This is a genomic window from Larkinella humicola, assembly GCF_008727875.1.
GTDB lineage: Bacteria > Bacteroidota > Bacteroidia > Cytophagales > Spirosomataceae > Larkinella > Larkinella humicola.
Genome location: NZ_VTWS01000007.1, coordinates 285,919 through 299,747, shown reverse-complemented (window position 1 = coordinate 299,747; position 13,829 = coordinate 285,919). Strand labels below are relative to the sequence as shown.

Here is a 13,829-nt window from a genome sequence, read left to right as displayed (position 1 = left end):
GCGGACTGGTTAAACCCGCAACGAGCCGCGGAACGCCCGGGCCGCATAGTACGATTCGGCACCGTTGTGATAGACGAAAACCGTGTTGTAGCGACGGTCGCAAAAGAGCGCACCACCGAGTTTTCGGATCTCGGCAGGGGTTTGAATCCAGCTCGATGTTTTGGTGTCGAATGTTCCCAGTTGCTGCAAGGCCCGGTATTGGTCTTCCGTTAAGAGTTCGATGCCCATGTCTGACGCCATCTCAACGGCACTGTTGGCCGGTTTGTTCTCTTTCCTGGATTCCAGCGCTGCATGGTCGTAGCAAAGGCTTCGGCGGCCTTTGGGACTTTCCGCCGAGCAATCATAGAAAATGTATTCGTCCGTCTTCTGATCATAGCCCACCACATCCGGTTCGCCACCCGTGCTTTCCATGTCGTCGAGCGACCACAGTTTGGCCGGATTCGCTTCCAGTCTGGCCTGCACTTTCGCCCAATCTAGCCCGGCGTGGCGGTTCGCGTTTTTCTCAAAACGGGCTTTTAAAATTTTCAGAAGTTCTTCGCGTTGTTGGGAAGACAATTCGTTTCGATGGCTCATTCTGATAGATTTTTATACGTTTTTTCTAACTGTTGATTCAAGCCTTCATCATCCTACTGACAGGCTCATAGTAAACCTTCGGTCCACCGGCCTGAAAGACCAGGATACACCGATTAAGATTAGCAATAATAGGGGGCCAAACAATTCTTTAGCGTCATCCCGTACGACTAAATGAGAAAAAACCGCCCCCGACATAGCGAAGAAAAAGCCGGCATAGGTCCATTCCTTGAGTAACGGGAATTTAGGGATGAGGATGGCGATAACACCGGCTATTTTCCAAATTCCGATCAACGTTAAAAAATAGACGGGATAGCCTAACCGGGTCATCATGTCAACTTCTTCTTTCATTTTAATCAATTGTACGATTCCGGTTGACAGCATTCCCAGGGCCAGCCAGATCGTGGCAATCCAGTAGATTACTGTAGTTCTCTTTTTCATTTCCGGTTAGTTTAATTGGCGTACGATGTCCTGTAAACGGTTGTGAGCCATGTTGATGCCCTGGGCAAAGGGGAGCCGCAGCATCTGGTCCCGGAGGGCCACGGATCGGTAGACAATGTGCATCGTGAGTTTGCTGGTGTCGTCGGTCAGGTGATCAAATTCCAGGAATTCAAGCTGAGCCTCAAATCGGATCGCCGAACCGGGCGTGTTCTCCATCTCGAAGGTACGGGTGATTTTCCGGTTCGGTACCAATTCATGAATCACGCCATGGGACTGAAATACTACGTTTCCCTGCGCATCGGCGGTTTCAAATTGCCAACTGCCGTGCTTTTTATTTTCAAGTTTCAGCACCTTCGTTCCCATCCATTGCGCCACCAGATCAGCTTCTGTGTAGGCTTTGAAAAGTAACGATACGGGCAATTCAAATTCCCGCGTGATCACCAATTCCTGTTTGCCGTCTTCGGCCATTATTTTTGTTTTTCGTTCCATACCAGCCTGTTGTATCCGTCTATTGCCCGGGTTTATAATTTTTCATTAGGGTTTCCAATTTGTTGAACCGATCATCCCACATTGCACGGAATGGTTCGATAAAATCCGCTACTTCTTTCATCTTTTTCGCATTGATGGAATAGTACATTTCCCGGCCGTTTTGGTGTTGTTCCAGCAATTCGCACTCGGTCAGTATTTGCAAATGTTTGGAAACGGTCGGTCTTGCGGTGTCAAAATTGGATGCGATGGCTCCTGCCGTCATTGAGTGGGAAGCCACCAGCAGCAGGATGGCCCGGCGGGTCGGGTCGGCCAGGGCCTGGAATACATCTCGTCGTAAATTCATTGTGTAGTCATTTGGCTACAAATTTACGTGTAGCTATTTGACTACGCAATTTTTTTTGATTTTTTTTATAAGTCAGGGGAGGGCTGACCCATGAAAGTTGGGTGAAGAGGTTGGGTGGTTGGCCCTACCGGCCTGGCGTTACTGGATGTCGTAACTGCCGCCGTAGACTTTGCCATTGCTGAAGTAGATACTAATCAGTAAATCGCTGGCAATGGGCTGATCATCAACGATAACGGGTTGCCAACGGGGCATATCTCGCAGAGCCGTTACGAGTTGACGGGCCAGTTCGCGCTCGGCCGGGGGGCGGTTTTGGATGTAGGCCAGTGGCTTGAGGCCAAACAGAATGCCCTCTTCCGACAGGGTTCCTTCCAGCGTGAAAAAAACCGATGGTTCGGTGGGCTGAATGTGACGAAGCCGCTCCTTCAATACGGTGATAAATTGCTTTTTACCGCCTTCAAATTCTGCTTTTTTGATAAGAGGCTGGCACTCGACCGGTGTTCCTTCGGGCGTAAAACATTCGCCTTTCCGGGCTGTTCCCAGTTTGTATAATTCCCGGCGTTTCGGGGAGCCATCTTCATAATACGAAAAATAGGGGCCGTTGATCTGGCTATCTTTAAAATCGCAGGTCCAGTGCAGTTGTCCGTTCGGATACCAGGCCCGGGTTTGTCCGTGGCGGATTCGGAGCTGAAAATCCCGGTAATGTTCTTCCAAAAGCCGCCGGTTGGCTTTGTCATACACGCGGAAGGTTGCCACGCGTTTCCAACGATCGTGGTAGGTGACTTCCTCAATCGAATTCTGAAATTCCCGGCGTTCAATCCGGTTCTTCATCCGGCGACTTTTCTTGTTTTCGTCGTCGGGCTGGGCGACCAGCAAGGTGGCCAGGGCTATCAGAAAGAAGCTGTTCATCGGGCGCGGAATGGATTTTACTTTTCACGTACTATATAGCTGCGAACGCGTACTTTTGTTCAACGAAATCGGGTCAGCCTGATCATTCAGTAACTAAAAATAGCGCATGAAGTCAATTTATATAACCATTGCTACATTTTTTTTATTTTTTCAGGGTCTGGCGCAGTCAGGTCCGCAACCAAGTCCGACGGTTACGTACCGCAATCCGGTTATTGCCGGTGATTTTGCCGATCCGTCGGTCATCCGCGTGGGCGACACCTACTACGCGGCTGGTACGTCGTCTGAATGGGCACCCGCCTACCCAATTTATTCGTCGAAGGACCTGGTCAACTGGGCGTATATAGGCCCGGTTTTCACCGCCCTGCCCGAATGGACGATGGGGAGTTTCTGGGCGCCGGAACTGTATCACCGCAACGGGATTTTTTACGTCTATTATACAGCCCGCCGGAAATCAGACCAGCGTTCGTTCATCGGCGTGGCCACCACCCGCGACCTGCGGAAAGGCTTTTCCGATCAGGGCGTCCTGCTCGAATGGACGTCTGAGGCCATCGACGCCTTTGTGCTGGAAGATCAGGGGAAACGCTACATCACCTGGAAAGCCTACGGGCTGGACAAAGGAAAGGCCATCGAGCTATTGGGGGCCGAACTGTCGCCCGATGGGTTGAAGGTGACCGGCAAGGCGTTCACTTTGCTAACGGCGGAACGCGGCAACTGGGAAGCGGGTGGCGCCGAAGGGCAGGCTTTGTTTAAAAGGGGGCGGTATTTCTACATGCTCTATTCGGGCAATACCTGTTGCGGAGCCAATTGCAACTACCAGGTCGGTTTTGCTCGCGCCGAAAAACTGCAGGGGCCGTGGGAAAAATACGCCGGCAACCCGGTGCTGGTGGGCGACGATACCTGGAAATGCCCCGGACACGGAACCGTCGTGACGACCCCCGACAACCGCTATTTCTATTTGCATCACGCCTACAATGGCACCGATTTTACGTTTACGGGCCGCCAGGGTGTTCTGAGTGAGCTGGTTTGGGATGAAAAAACGCAGTGGCCGGTTTTCCGGTATGGAACCACGACGCCCGCGCAGGCCGAATCGCCCACCCGAGTGGGGCAGAAAACGGACGGAAATCTGGCTGTTAACTTTGAAAAACCGGGGGGTGATTTGCCCTGGGTGTGGGATGTCAGCTTGCCAAAACCGGTGTTCAACGTGGCAGGTGGTTCGTTCAAAATGCAGAACACCGTCGCTACGCCAATCGGGAATTTTCTGGGATTTGTGGTTAAAAAAGGCACTTATACTTTCTCAACCACGGTTGAGCCGCAACCGGATGTGGTGCAAAGCATCACGCTTTACGGCGATGCTGCGAATGCGCTGGGGTTTGGGGTTCGCCAGGGAACGCTGGAACTCTGGCAGGTGAAAGAGGGTGTCCGGCAAATCCTGAAATCACAATCACTGCCGACGACAACCGCTGCGGTTCATTTGCAGCTAAAAAGCCGTTTCGGCCAGCTTTATGATTTTTTCTGGTCAACGGAAGGAGGAAAACCGGAATCTTTAATGGCGATGCCGGTCAGTGGCGGCTACCTGCCCCGCTGGGATCGTGCCCCGCGCATTGGCCTGAGTGTTTCGGGTGAAAAACCAGGCTACGGGGTCGTGCGGTCCATCGGGATGCAGTATCATTGAAAAACCAGACCGGTTTTCAGGGCAAACCGCCCGTCATTTTCTTCAGGTAATCAAAAAACGCTTTTTTCCGCGGTGAGCTGATCTGCCAGTTGACGGGAATAGATTGATAACCGTCGTTGAAACCTTCGTCCTTCAGGCGGTAATCGAAGAATCCCCAGGATGCATAGACGCTGGTAGCGGTCTGAAAATTGTTGGTGGGTTTGTCGAAATCGAAATGATCGTCTTCGTTGAAGACCAGCGGCATGGGGCGGTACCCGGCCACGGCGCGGGTCTGCTGAACCATGTCGGCAATTTTGGCGGCCTCTTTCACACCATTGCCGTGTAGAATCAGGTAATCAGCTTCCCGCACCACGTTCTCTTGCGGGATTTTTCCGCCACTGTAGCTCGTGCTGACCAGAAACCGGTGGCCGTTTTGTTTCTTTGCCTTCACGTGCCGGATCAGCTCATGAACCCGCTCCGCCTTCAAAATGTCGTGGTCATACCGAATGTCACACTCGTTGTTGATTTCGATCAACACATTCCGGTAACCGCCATTAGCCAAAATTTCCATCGTGTTGTCCACGGCATTGACGACAGCCGCTTCATTTTTTAAGTACTCATCCTGGCCGAAATAGAACAAACCAAGAATGACCACCATGCCCAGCTCGTCGGCTTTGTCCAGAATTCGCTTGAGCCGGTTGGCAAAGTGAGGTTCATAACTGCCGTTTGGGTTGAACATCGAATTGATCCAAGGCTGGTTTTTGGAGTAACCTTCCGGGCTTCCGCCCTGCAAATTGAGGGTGATGGCCAGCAAACCGTGTTTTTTCCAAACCGGCATGGCGGCCACGAACTCCGCGGTGTTGCGGTTGGGGTCCCAGGTTTTGGTGTCGGGATAGGCCCACTTGGGGCGGGTTTCCGGGTTGCGGTCGTCAAAAATGCCCTGCACCATGCGGGAATTGGGCAAAAGCCCTTCGATCTTGTGGCCGTTCCAGGTGCGCCCTTGGAAGGTGGGTTTGCCGTTGATGTAGAATTGGTCGCCCACGATGGAAACTGTCGTTTTTCGTTTGGGCGGTTTGGATTGGCCGGCCAACCAGGGAGGGAGAAAACACAGAAAAGACAGGCTGATAAGCAGGGTAAGGGAACGGTTTTTCATGAAGGTTCAGGAAGGGGATTGGGCGGCAAGGTATTGATTTCCCGAAAAAAGAAAAAGGGCACCGTTCGGGTGCCCATCGTTCATTAGCCTGTGCCGGTTTTAGCTCCGGTTTCGTTGTTCCAGTTGATAAAGCCGGTCGCGTTGCCGGGAAGTCAGCACGGAGAGTAAATCTTTCCGTTTCTGTTGCTGCAACTGCCGGTATTCCCGACGGTCGTTGCGTTCATTGCGGGTCAGGCCCCGGCGCTCGTAGCGATCCTGAATGTTCCTGATTTCGCGTTTCTGGCGGTTGGTCAGGTTCAGTTCGTTCTGCCAGCGTTCCAGTTTATTTTCAAGAGGGATTTCCCGAACGTTGGGGTTGTCGTAACGACCATACCGATCATCATTGCGGTCGTAGCGGTCATTGGTCCGGTCATACCGTCCGTCATTTGATATTGGCCTTTGCGTCGTACAACCGCCAATCATCAGAGTTACGGCTGTTACCATTATCAGTATCCTTTTCATGTTCGTATGAATTGTTGTTCGTTAATGTGTTTTGGATGCGTATTGGCAGCGAAGGTTTAACGGGGAGAAGAAAATTGATTGAAAAGCAAAAAGCCTCCGGAAAACTCCGGAGGCTTTACCTATATAGTCTGTTGATTTCGGCTATCTACACAACCCGGTCTCCGCGAATCAATCGTAAAATAATGGCAATGACGGCGATCACCAGCAAAACGTGGATGATGTTACCCATACCAAAACTACCAAAGCCCAATAATCCTACCAGCCAAATGATGATTAAAATCACCGCAATGACATAAAGCAAATTTCCCATGACGTTTCCTGTTTTGGTTTAATGAAACTGTGATACGGTTATTGATTAGAAAAATGCGTGCCAATTGTGGAAAAGGCGTTAATGAGGCAAAAAACGGCTGTTTTTAGCTTTATTCGTAAAAAGTTGTACCCATGAATGACACAATAATGGTGTCACAGTGTAGAAAATACTACCCACTTCAGTTGAAAGAGCGATTTGTGGTTCGTTTGAAAGGAGAAAAAAAGAATCAGTTTCGGGTTTCGCCCAGAGCCGCCAGCCAGCCAGCGTAATGAATCCGGGTCATTTTGGAATCCTCCGGGTAGATCGACTTCTTTCCGGTATTCAGACTTTTGAGGTGAGTCAGACCTGGATAAATACCGGCTTTTAATCCGGCTAGGTAAGCCGCACCCAGCGCCGAAACATCCGGCATGCCGCCGTTGCCGACCATTTTACCGAGCAAATCCGCCAGAAATTGCAGGATAAACCCGTTAGCGGTCATCCCACCGTTCACCATCAATTCCTGCAGGTGGATTCCGGTATCCGCTTCCATCGCCACAATGACGTCCTTGATCTGGTAAGGAATCGACTCCAGGGCCGCCCGCACCAGGTGGTTTTTACTGGAACCGAACGTGAGTCCGGAAATGGTTGCCTTGCGGGCCATCTGCCAGTGGGGCGCTCCCAAACCGCTGAACGCCGGGATGATGTAAACCCCGCCGTTGTCTTTGACGGCCGTGGCCATCGCTTCGGTTTCCCGGCTTTCAGCAAAGAGATTCAGGCTATTTTTTAGCCATTCGATGGTGGCCCCGCAGGTGACGATCACACCTTCCAGGGCGTAATCCACGCGGTCTTCAGTGCTCCAGCAAACCGTGGAAACCATTCCGCGTTTTGACTCCTGAAGCTCCGAGCCAATGTTCATGAGGATGGAACAGCCCGTTCCCAACGTCGCCTTGGCGGTGCCGGGTTCAAAACACCCCTCGCCAAACGCAGCCGCGTGGGAGTCGCCGATGAGGGCAGTAATTGGAAGAAGATGATCGAATAAACCGTTGAAATTCGACGCGCCGAACGAAAAAGCCGACGGTTTGGGCTGGGGGAGATTCAGTTGGGATAAACCAAAAGCTGCCAGCAGTTCCATGTCCCAGTCCAGCGTTTTCAGGTTAAAAAACAGCGTTCGAGATGCGTTGGTGTAGTCGGTAAAATAGGCCTGGCCGTCGGTTAACTGGTAGAGCAGCCACGTATCGACCGTACCAAAGTACGCATTTCCGGCATCGACGGCCTGGCGCACTTTTTCGTTGTTTTCGTAGAGCCAGATCAGTTTGGTTCCCGAAAAATAAGGATCGATGAACAGACCGGTTTTCGTTTTTACCTGCTCTTCCAGCCCTTCGGATTTGAGACGCTCACACACCTCGATCGAGCGTTTGCACTGCCAAACGATGGCGTTATAGAGCGGCACACCGGCCTGATCCCAGACGACGAAGGTTTCGCGCTGGTTTGAAATGCCACAGGTCCGAATGGCCCGAAGATCACCGCCCTGAGCTGCAAAAGTTTCGAGGCATTTTTTGACAGAAACCAGCACATTGGCGAATAGCTGTTCAGGGTCCTGCTCGACGTAACCGTCGCCGTAATACCGGGTTCTGAGCGGTTCCGATGCCCGCGCAACGGCTTCTCCGTGTTCGTTAAACAGCAGCGTTTTCGTACTGCTCGTGCCCTGATCGATCGCCAGAATGAAGCTATTTTCCATGTTCTTACTCGCCTTTGGCGCTGGATTTGTCGATGATAACGGCCAGCAGAATGACGATTCCCTTGACAACCTGCTGCCAGAACGGCGAGACGTTCAGCAGCACCAGTCCGTTGTTCAACACGCCAATGATGACCGCTCCCTGCACCGTGCCGAGGATGCTGCCCCGTCCGCCCGACAGCGAGGTGCCACCAATGACCACGGCCGCGATGGAATCCAGTTCGTAGCTCGTTCCGGCATTGGGTTGCGCCGAATCCAGCCGGGACGTCACCAGCAATCCACCGACTGCCGCCAGCGCACCGGCCAGAGTGTAGACCCCTATTTTGATGCGATTGATGTTGACGCCCGACAGCCGGGCCGCGCTTTCGCTGCCGCCGATGGCGTAGACGTACCGGCCAAACCGGGTCTGATCCATGAGTAAAACCGTGACCAGAACAATGCCACCGGAAATCCATACCGGGAGCGGAATGCCTAAAAACCAGCCGGTTCCAAGGAAAGTGAACGAATCGCCCAAACCGGTGATGGGAAATCCTTCGGTCCAGAGCATCGTCAAACCCCGGGCGATGGTGAGCATGGCCAGGGTGGCGACAAACGGTGGCAGTTTGAACCGGGTGATCGCCCAGCCGTTGAACCAGCCGAGCAAACTACCGGTCAGAATTCCGGCAACGATGGCCCCGAAAACCGTAAAACCGATGTATAGATTATTGGCGGGGAGTTCAATTCCATTTCGCAACAAACCGGCGGCAATGGCACCCGAAAGCGCCAGCACCGAACCGACGGAGAGGTCGATGCCGGCCGTCAGCACCACCAGCGTCATGCCGACGGAAATGCAGATGTTGACCGAGATTTGCCGCAGAACGTTCCAGCCGTTGGCCACGGTAAAAAACTTGTCAGACAGAACGCCGATCGTGATGCAAAGCAGGAGCAGGGCAATCAGCGATTGAAATTTCAGGATAATGGGTCGGTAGGTTTGCAAGGAAATTTGCATGGATGCCTTCGTTAAATGGTTTGAGGAATAGCGGCTTTCAGGATCTCGTCTTCCGAGGCATTGGCGGGGAGTTCGGTCGTCAGATTTCCTTCGCTCATGACCAAAATACGGTCGGAAATCGCCAGAATTTCCGGGAGTTCCGAGGAAACCACCAGAATGCCCATGCCTTCGTCGGCCAGTTGCAGAATGAGCTTGTAGATTTCATTTTTGGCGTTGACATCGATGCCACGCGTGGGCTCGTCCAGCATCAACAGTTTGGGATGGGTCGCCAGCCATTTCGACAGAACGATTTTCTGCTGGTTGCCCCCGCTCAGGTTCCGGGCGGTTTGCCGCTCCGAGGATGTTTTGATGGTCAGGTCGGTGATGTATCGGTTTGCCAGACTGGATTCTTTCGCCCGGCTGAGCAGTCCGTTCCGTTCAATGCTTTTGAGGTTGGTCAAACTGATGTTCGTCCGTACATCCAGCCCCAGTACCAGTCCGTCTTTTTTGCGGTCTTCCGGCACCAGCGCCAAACCTGCTGCGATGGCGTCGCCGGGCGACTTAAAATACCTTTCCTGCTCATCCAGCCGAATTTTGCCGCTGGTTCGCTTCGAATGCAGGCCAAAAAGCGTTTCCAGTAATTCGGTTCGTCCCGCGCCCATCAGCCCGAAAATACCGACGATTTCGCCCCGCCCCACCGTGAAGGAAATGTTCCTGAGCTGGTTTTCCTGCGTTCGTTCGGGGTGCTTCAGACACAGATTCTCCACCGACAGCAGCGGTTTGGGAGACAAAAAACCGGCTTGCCGACGGATGGTATGAACTGCCCGCCCCACCATTTTTCGAATGATGTTATCGTGGGTCATGCCCTGCATTTCGCCGGATTCGATGGATTTGCCGTCGCGCAGTACTACAAACCGGTCGGCCATTTTGAACAGTTCGTCCAGTTTGTGCGAGATGTAAACGATGGCTTTCTGTGCCTTTTTTAAATCCGCGATGATTCTGAACAGCACTTCCACCTCGCTTTCACTGATGGCCGAGGTGGGTTCATCCATGATGATGACTTCCGAGTCGATCAGCAGCGCTTTGGCGATTTCGACCACCTGCTGCTGTCCCACTTTCAGCTCCGAAACCAGCGTGTCAGGGCTGATGGACAGATTCAGCCGGTCGAGCAGTTGCCCGGTCCGCAGTCGCATGGCCTTCTTGTCGAGGGTTCCCCAGCGGGTTGTCAGTTCGCGGCCCAGAAAGATGTTTTCGGTGATGGTCAGGTACGGAATCAGGTTCAGTTCCTGGTGGATGATGGCAATGCCGCAGTCCTGCGCGTCGCGGGGAGAGGCAAACCGAACGGGGTTCCCCTTGTACCAAATCTGGCCTTCGTAGTCGGGATAAACACCCGACAGGATTTTCATCAGCGTGGACTTTCCGGCACCGTTTTCACCAATCACCGCCGTCACTTTTCCGGCCTGAAATTCCAGGCAAACGGCGTCCAGCGCGGTTACCCCCGAAAATCGCTTCGTTATGTTTTCCGCTCTTAGCATATCACGTACCCACGGACCGGATGGAAATGGGAATGACTTCGATGGCTTCGGTATGCAAATGGGCCCGGTTCAGTTCGATGGCCCCGGTAAACTCCACTTCCATCCCGGTTTTTACGCTGGTTTTAAACGGAGCCACCACCCGCTTCCGAATAATCTGGTTGATTTCGGCTGAGACGTTGTTTAAATCCATCGTATTGGTAAACTCCGTCAGGCTGATCAGCCCCGACGCATCGCGGGCGGCATTTCCGAAAATGTATTCCGTGGCCACGATGATGTCAGGTCCGTTGGTCAGCGAAACCGTGACCTCCTGATCGCGAACTGCGGTTATTTTACCCTGCCCTTTGACCAGAAAATACCGGATGTTGCCGATACTCATCGCGTTGGAATGTGCAGCAAACGCCTGGTCTTTATCGGTTTTCAAGGCCTGAATCAAGGTGTTCAGGTCGGTTGCTTTGGTGGTTGCGGGCAGCAGTTTGGTTTTCCAGAAGGCATCGGCGTAGGCTGCGGCATCGAACTGCGTCCGGGCTCCTTTGGCCTTCACTTCGTCCAGTTTTTTGAAATAAACGGAATGATAGACCACTACCGCCAACAGCAGAAGCAAGGCTCCATACTTTAATCCGGGTTTATTCATGGTTTAGTTTCTAGGACTACGTCTGATAATTATTTACACTTTCGCTTTTGCCCCTAAATCCCCTAAAGGGGACTTGGACGCAGCTAATTCCGGATGCAGAAAGTCCCCTTTAGGGGATTTAGGGGCAAAAGCGAAAGTCCTAGTTTTATTTAATCAATGCGCTGTAATCCTTGATGTTAGCCTGCGAAACAAGTTCAACGGCTACCGGCATTTTTTGCGGGAAATCCCGTTTCCCCTTGAAATAGTCGTCGGCATACAGCGCAGCGGTTTTCGCCATCGTCTCGGGTGATTGCAGGCCGGTCGCCATGATTTTTCCGTTGCTGATCGACTCGATGACATCCAGTGCTCCGTCGAAACCGTATACCTTGATTTCGCGGGTTTTTCCAGCCGCCATCACGGCCTGGTAAGCGCCCATCGCCATGGCATCGTTCCCGCAGAAAATCCCGTCGATGTCGGGGTGGGCCTGTAAGATGGATTCGACCACTTCCAGCGCTTTGTTCCGGTCGAAATCGGCACTTTGCTGGGCTACCATCTTGAAAGCCGGGTACGAATCCACGACGCTGTGGAATCCCTTCGACCGGTTCCAGGTGTTGTTGTCGCCCACCAGACCCAGGATTTCGACATATTTGATCGCGTCGCCTGACGGTTTTTTCGGGATCGTCTGAACAAAATATTTCCCGATGGCCACGCAGCCCGCGTAGTTGTCGGACAGAATCTGGGAGGTTGCCGCCCCGCTCGAATTGACTTCACGGTCCATACAAAACACCGGAATACCCGCTTCTTTGGCTTTCAGAACATTCACGACCGAACCGTCGGCATCCGTTGGATTGAACAGGATGGCGTCGAAACCGGAGACAATGGCGTTTTCGAAATGATCGGTTTCCAGCGCCGTATTGTTCTGGGAGTCAAAGATTTTGGCTTCGTAACCCAGTGATTTCGCCTGGGCGGCTGCCGTTTCGGCCAGCACCACAAACCAGGGATTGTTCAGCGTCGAAATAATGACCGCAACCTGTTTAGGCTGGTTTTCGCTGGACGTTTTCTGGCATCCACCGAAAATCAGGAGCGTGATGATCAAGGCGAATAGCGGTATTTTTTTAGGAAAGAATGCCTGGTTCATGGTGTTGTTGCACAATCGATTAAAGTAAGTAGCCGCTGTTAGCGTGTTGGAAACACGCTAACAGCGGTAAAGGCCCCATTTTTACGGAAATACCGTCACAATCACCCGTTGGTAGCGCGTCAGAGCCGGTTTGCCGTTATCGGTTACGGCCAGAATGACATGCAGTGTCTCTGGTTGGGTCACTTTCGGGGCCGTCAGAGAAGCCGACTTTTGCCGGTTATCCTGAATTTCGAGCGGCCGGTTGCTTTCGAAAGTCCCTGGTTCGCGGTAATAAATCCATTCGTAGGAGAGCGAATTTCCATCGGGATCGGTTGATCCGTCCGCACTTAAAACCACTTTCTCCCCACTTTTTACCCGCAATTGATTGGCGTGTTTCAAAACCGCCACCGGCGGGTGGTTGGCTTCCTTGTACGGTTTGACGGTCCAGTCGATGCGGGCGGCAAAGTCGTGTTGGTAGGCCTGCCGCCAGCGCCAGATGGTCGCTTTGTTGCTGTTGTGCCAGGCTCCGTCGATGCCCACCACCTCGTCTTCGGTGTCGGTCCAGATGGGGCGGGTTTCGGGTTCCAGAAACCACTTGCGGGTGCGGGGGGTATACAACTCGTAACGGCCGCCCCAACTACCGTAGTTGGGGTGTTCGGGATCGCTCAAGCCGTTGGTAATCAGGCCAAGAAAGCTGGGTGTGTCCCCTTCCATGATGAAATCCGTGTGCGGGTGTTCTGCACCGAGCGGCCCGTGGTTTTTCCGGATGTTTTCGTCCAGCCAGCGGTTATTGACGAGGTTGGAATCCGCGCCATCAAAACCCCGCGTGAAGCCATCGCCACTGATGCCGCGCCAGGTGGAATAATGGTAGCCGCCCCGGGCGTGAAAACCGGGACTAATAATGTAAAAAAGGGTTGGGAAGGTCTTGCGAATCCACGGCCCGGCGTCATCCTGATCGGAAATGGTATAGACCCGGATTTTGGACACAAACTGCTCCACTTCTTCGGGGGTGCGGGTTTGCCTGACTTTCCAGAGGGCCTGTCCCAGGCAATTGGCTCCGCCCCAGATTGGAATCCAGACCGGGCGGTCGTCTTTCCGGTCCACCACGGCGATTATGTGTTCCGAGCCTTCCGAGTCGTTGCCCGGCCCAACGGCATCCATACCGTATTTGGGAATCGCCGGTTTGATGCGACTGAGCAGGTAGTCGGTTTCGGGATAGCCTTTTTCGTGGAGCAGCAGGTTGTTCCGCACTTTTCCGTAGGCCTGAACAATCCGCTGAATCCGCTCGGGTGCCACCCGGTTTCGTTGATGCACCGAGGTTGTAGCGATCAGCCCTTCCACATCCCATTGATTGGAATAGGTCAGAAACCGCACCATTGACTGGGCGTCATCGGGTTCATTTTCAATATCGGTTAATACCAGCACCCGGAGTTTTCTGGCTTCTTGCGCCTGACAAATGCCTGACGATAGCAATACGATGAAGGAGAGGAAGGGTAGGAATACTTTTTTCATGGAAAGGAAA

At 52.8% G+C, this 13,829-nt stretch carries 15 protein-coding genes; 1 reads left to right on the top strand and 14 read right to left on the bottom strand.

Features of this window, described 5'->3' with window-relative positions; all coding sequences use genetic code 11:
* Positions 1-9: 9 nt before the first annotated feature.
* The 5 genes from F0P93_RS25310 to F0P93_RS25290 all read right to left on the bottom strand — a co-directional run bounded on the left by F0P93_RS25310 (position 10) and on the right by F0P93_RS25290 (position 2,749).
* Positions 10-573: a DUF4256 domain-containing protein gene (locus F0P93_RS25310; protein WP_150880510.1), complete on the bottom strand. Its 564-nt coding sequence runs from the start codon at positions 571-573 to the stop codon at positions 10-12.
* Between the two features lie 48 nt (positions 574-621).
* A complete protein-coding gene (locus tag F0P93_RS25305) occupies positions 622-1,011 on the bottom strand; it encodes a DoxX family protein (RefSeq protein WP_150880509.1) in 390 nt (129 codons plus the stop codon).
* A gap of 6 nt (positions 1,012-1,017) precedes the next feature.
* A complete protein-coding gene (locus tag F0P93_RS25300) occupies positions 1,018-1,500 on the bottom strand; it encodes an SRPBCC family protein (protein WP_150880508.1) in 483 nt (160 codons plus the stop codon).
* A 19-nt stretch (positions 1,501-1,519) separates the two neighbouring features.
* A complete protein-coding gene (locus tag F0P93_RS25295) occupies positions 1,520-1,843 on the bottom strand; it encodes an ArsR/SmtB family transcription factor (RefSeq protein WP_150880507.1) in 324 nt (107 codons plus the stop codon).
* Between the two features lie 138 nt (positions 1,844-1,981).
* Positions 1,982-2,749 (bottom strand): toxin-antitoxin system YwqK family antitoxin, encoded by a 768-nt coding sequence (locus F0P93_RS25290; RefSeq protein ID WP_150880506.1) that lies wholly within the window; start codon positions 2,747-2,749, stop codon positions 1,982-1,984.
* Positions 2,750-2,855: 106 nt separating this feature from the next.
* On the opposite strand from F0P93_RS25290, the gene F0P93_RS25285 reads away from it, so the two are divergent.
* Positions 2,856-4,421, top strand: coding sequence for a glycoside hydrolase family 43 protein (locus tag F0P93_RS25285; RefSeq protein WP_150880505.1), 1,566 nt, complete (start codon positions 2,856-2,858; stop codon positions 4,419-4,421).
* Between the two features lie 16 nt (positions 4,422-4,437).
* On the opposite strand, the gene F0P93_RS25280 is transcribed toward F0P93_RS25285, so the two are convergent.
* The 9 genes from F0P93_RS25280 to F0P93_RS25240 form a co-directional block, all read right to left on the bottom strand.
* Positions 4,438-5,553 carry a hypothetical protein gene (locus tag F0P93_RS25280; RefSeq protein WP_225309637.1) on the bottom strand — a complete coding sequence of 372 codons (1,116 nt, stop codon included), beginning with the start codon at positions 5,551-5,553 and terminating at the stop codon, positions 4,438-4,440.
* 99 nt (positions 5,554-5,652) lie between these two features.
* A complete protein-coding gene (locus F0P93_RS25275; protein WP_150880504.1) occupies positions 5,653-6,054 on the bottom strand; it encodes a hypothetical protein in 402 nt (133 codons plus the stop codon).
* Positions 6,055-6,199: 145 nt separating this feature from the next.
* Complete coding sequence (locus F0P93_RS25270) at positions 6,200-6,364, bottom strand: lmo0937 family membrane protein (protein ID WP_114407910.1); 165 nt, start codon at positions 6,362-6,364, stop codon at positions 6,200-6,202.
* Between the two features lie 226 nt (positions 6,365-6,590).
* Positions 6,591-8,081 carry an FGGY family carbohydrate kinase gene (locus F0P93_RS25265; RefSeq protein WP_150880503.1) on the bottom strand — a complete coding sequence of 497 codons (1,491 nt, stop codon included), beginning with the start codon at positions 8,079-8,081 and terminating at the stop codon, positions 6,591-6,593.
* Between the two features lie 4 nt (positions 8,082-8,085).
* On the bottom strand, positions 8,086-9,066 hold the full coding sequence (locus F0P93_RS25260) for an ABC transporter permease (RefSeq protein ID WP_150880502.1): 981 nt from the start codon (positions 9,064-9,066) through the stop codon (positions 8,086-8,088).
* 11 nt (positions 9,067-9,077) lie between these two features.
* Positions 9,078-10,580: a sugar ABC transporter ATP-binding protein gene (locus F0P93_RS25255; protein WP_150880501.1), complete on the bottom strand. Its 1,503-nt coding sequence runs from the start codon at positions 10,578-10,580 to the stop codon at positions 9,078-9,080.
* A 1-nt stretch (position 10,581) separates the two neighbouring features.
* Positions 10,582-11,211: a DUF2291 domain-containing protein gene (locus tag F0P93_RS25250; RefSeq protein ID WP_150880500.1), complete on the bottom strand. Its 630-nt coding sequence runs from the start codon at positions 11,209-11,211 to the stop codon at positions 10,582-10,584.
* 145 nt (positions 11,212-11,356) lie between these two features.
* On the bottom strand, positions 11,357-12,328 hold the full coding sequence (locus tag F0P93_RS25245; protein ID WP_150880499.1) for a D-ribose ABC transporter substrate-binding protein: 972 nt from the start codon (positions 12,326-12,328) through the stop codon (positions 11,357-11,359).
* Positions 12,329-12,409: 81 nt separating this feature from the next.
* Positions 12,410-13,819, bottom strand: a complete 1,410-nt coding sequence (locus tag F0P93_RS25240; protein ID WP_150880498.1) for a DUF1593 domain-containing protein — start codon at positions 13,817-13,819, stop codon at positions 12,410-12,412.
* Positions 13,820-13,829: the final 10 nt, after the last annotated feature.

What these genes read in the sequence shown, in the direction of transcription:
- F0P93_RS25280 (WP_225309637.1), bottom strand. Translation starts at nt 5,553, where the DNA reads ATGAAAAACCGTTCCCTTACCCTGCTTATCAGCCTGTCTTTTCTGTGT.
- F0P93_RS25275 (WP_150880504.1), bottom strand. Translation starts at nt 6,054, where the DNA reads ATGAAAAGGATACTGATAATGGTAACAGCCGTAACTCTGATGATTGGC.
- F0P93_RS25245 (WP_150880499.1), bottom strand. Translation starts at nt 12,328, where the DNA reads ATGAACCAGGCATTCTTTCCTAAAAAAATACCGCTATTCGCCTTGATC.
- F0P93_RS25290 (WP_150880506.1), bottom strand. Translation starts at nt 2,749, where the DNA reads ATGAACAGCTTCTTTCTGATAGCCCTGGCCACCTTGCTGGTCGCCCAG.
- F0P93_RS25260 (WP_150880502.1), bottom strand. Translation starts at nt 9,066, where the DNA reads ATGCAAATTTCCTTGCAAACCTACCGACCCATTATCCTGAAATTTCAA.
- F0P93_RS25255 (WP_150880501.1), bottom strand. Translation starts at nt 10,580, where the DNA reads ATGCTAAGAGCGGAAAACATAACGAAGCGATTTTCGGGGGTAACCGCG.
- F0P93_RS25285 (WP_150880505.1), top strand. Translation starts at nt 2,856, where the DNA reads ATGAAGTCAATTTATATAACCATTGCTACATTTTTTTTATTTTTTCAG.
- F0P93_RS25270 (WP_114407910.1), bottom strand. Translation starts at nt 6,364, where the DNA reads ATGGGAAATTTGCTTTATGTCATTGCGGTGATTTTAATCATCATTTGG.
- F0P93_RS25305 (WP_150880509.1), bottom strand. Translation starts at nt 1,011, where the DNA reads ATGAAAAAGAGAACTACAGTAATCTACTGGATTGCCACGATCTGGCTG.
- F0P93_RS25295 (WP_150880507.1), bottom strand. Translation starts at nt 1,843, where the DNA reads ATGAATTTACGACGAGATGTATTCCAGGCCCTGGCCGACCCGACCCGC.
- F0P93_RS25300 (WP_150880508.1), bottom strand. Translation starts at nt 1,500, where the DNA reads ATGGAACGAAAAACAAAAATAATGGCCGAAGACGGCAAACAGGAATTG.
- F0P93_RS25310 (WP_150880510.1), bottom strand. Translation starts at nt 573, where the DNA reads ATGAGCCATCGAAACGAATTGTCTTCCCAACAACGCGAAGAACTTCTG.
- F0P93_RS25240 (WP_150880498.1), bottom strand. Translation starts at nt 13,819, where the DNA reads ATGAAAAAAGTATTCCTACCCTTCCTCTCCTTCATCGTATTGCTATCG.
- F0P93_RS25250 (WP_150880500.1), bottom strand. Translation starts at nt 11,211, where the DNA reads ATGAATAAACCCGGATTAAAGTATGGAGCCTTGCTTCTGCTGTTGGCG.
- F0P93_RS25265 (WP_150880503.1), bottom strand. Translation starts at nt 8,081, where the DNA reads ATGGAAAATAGCTTCATTCTGGCGATCGATCAGGGCACGAGCAGTACG.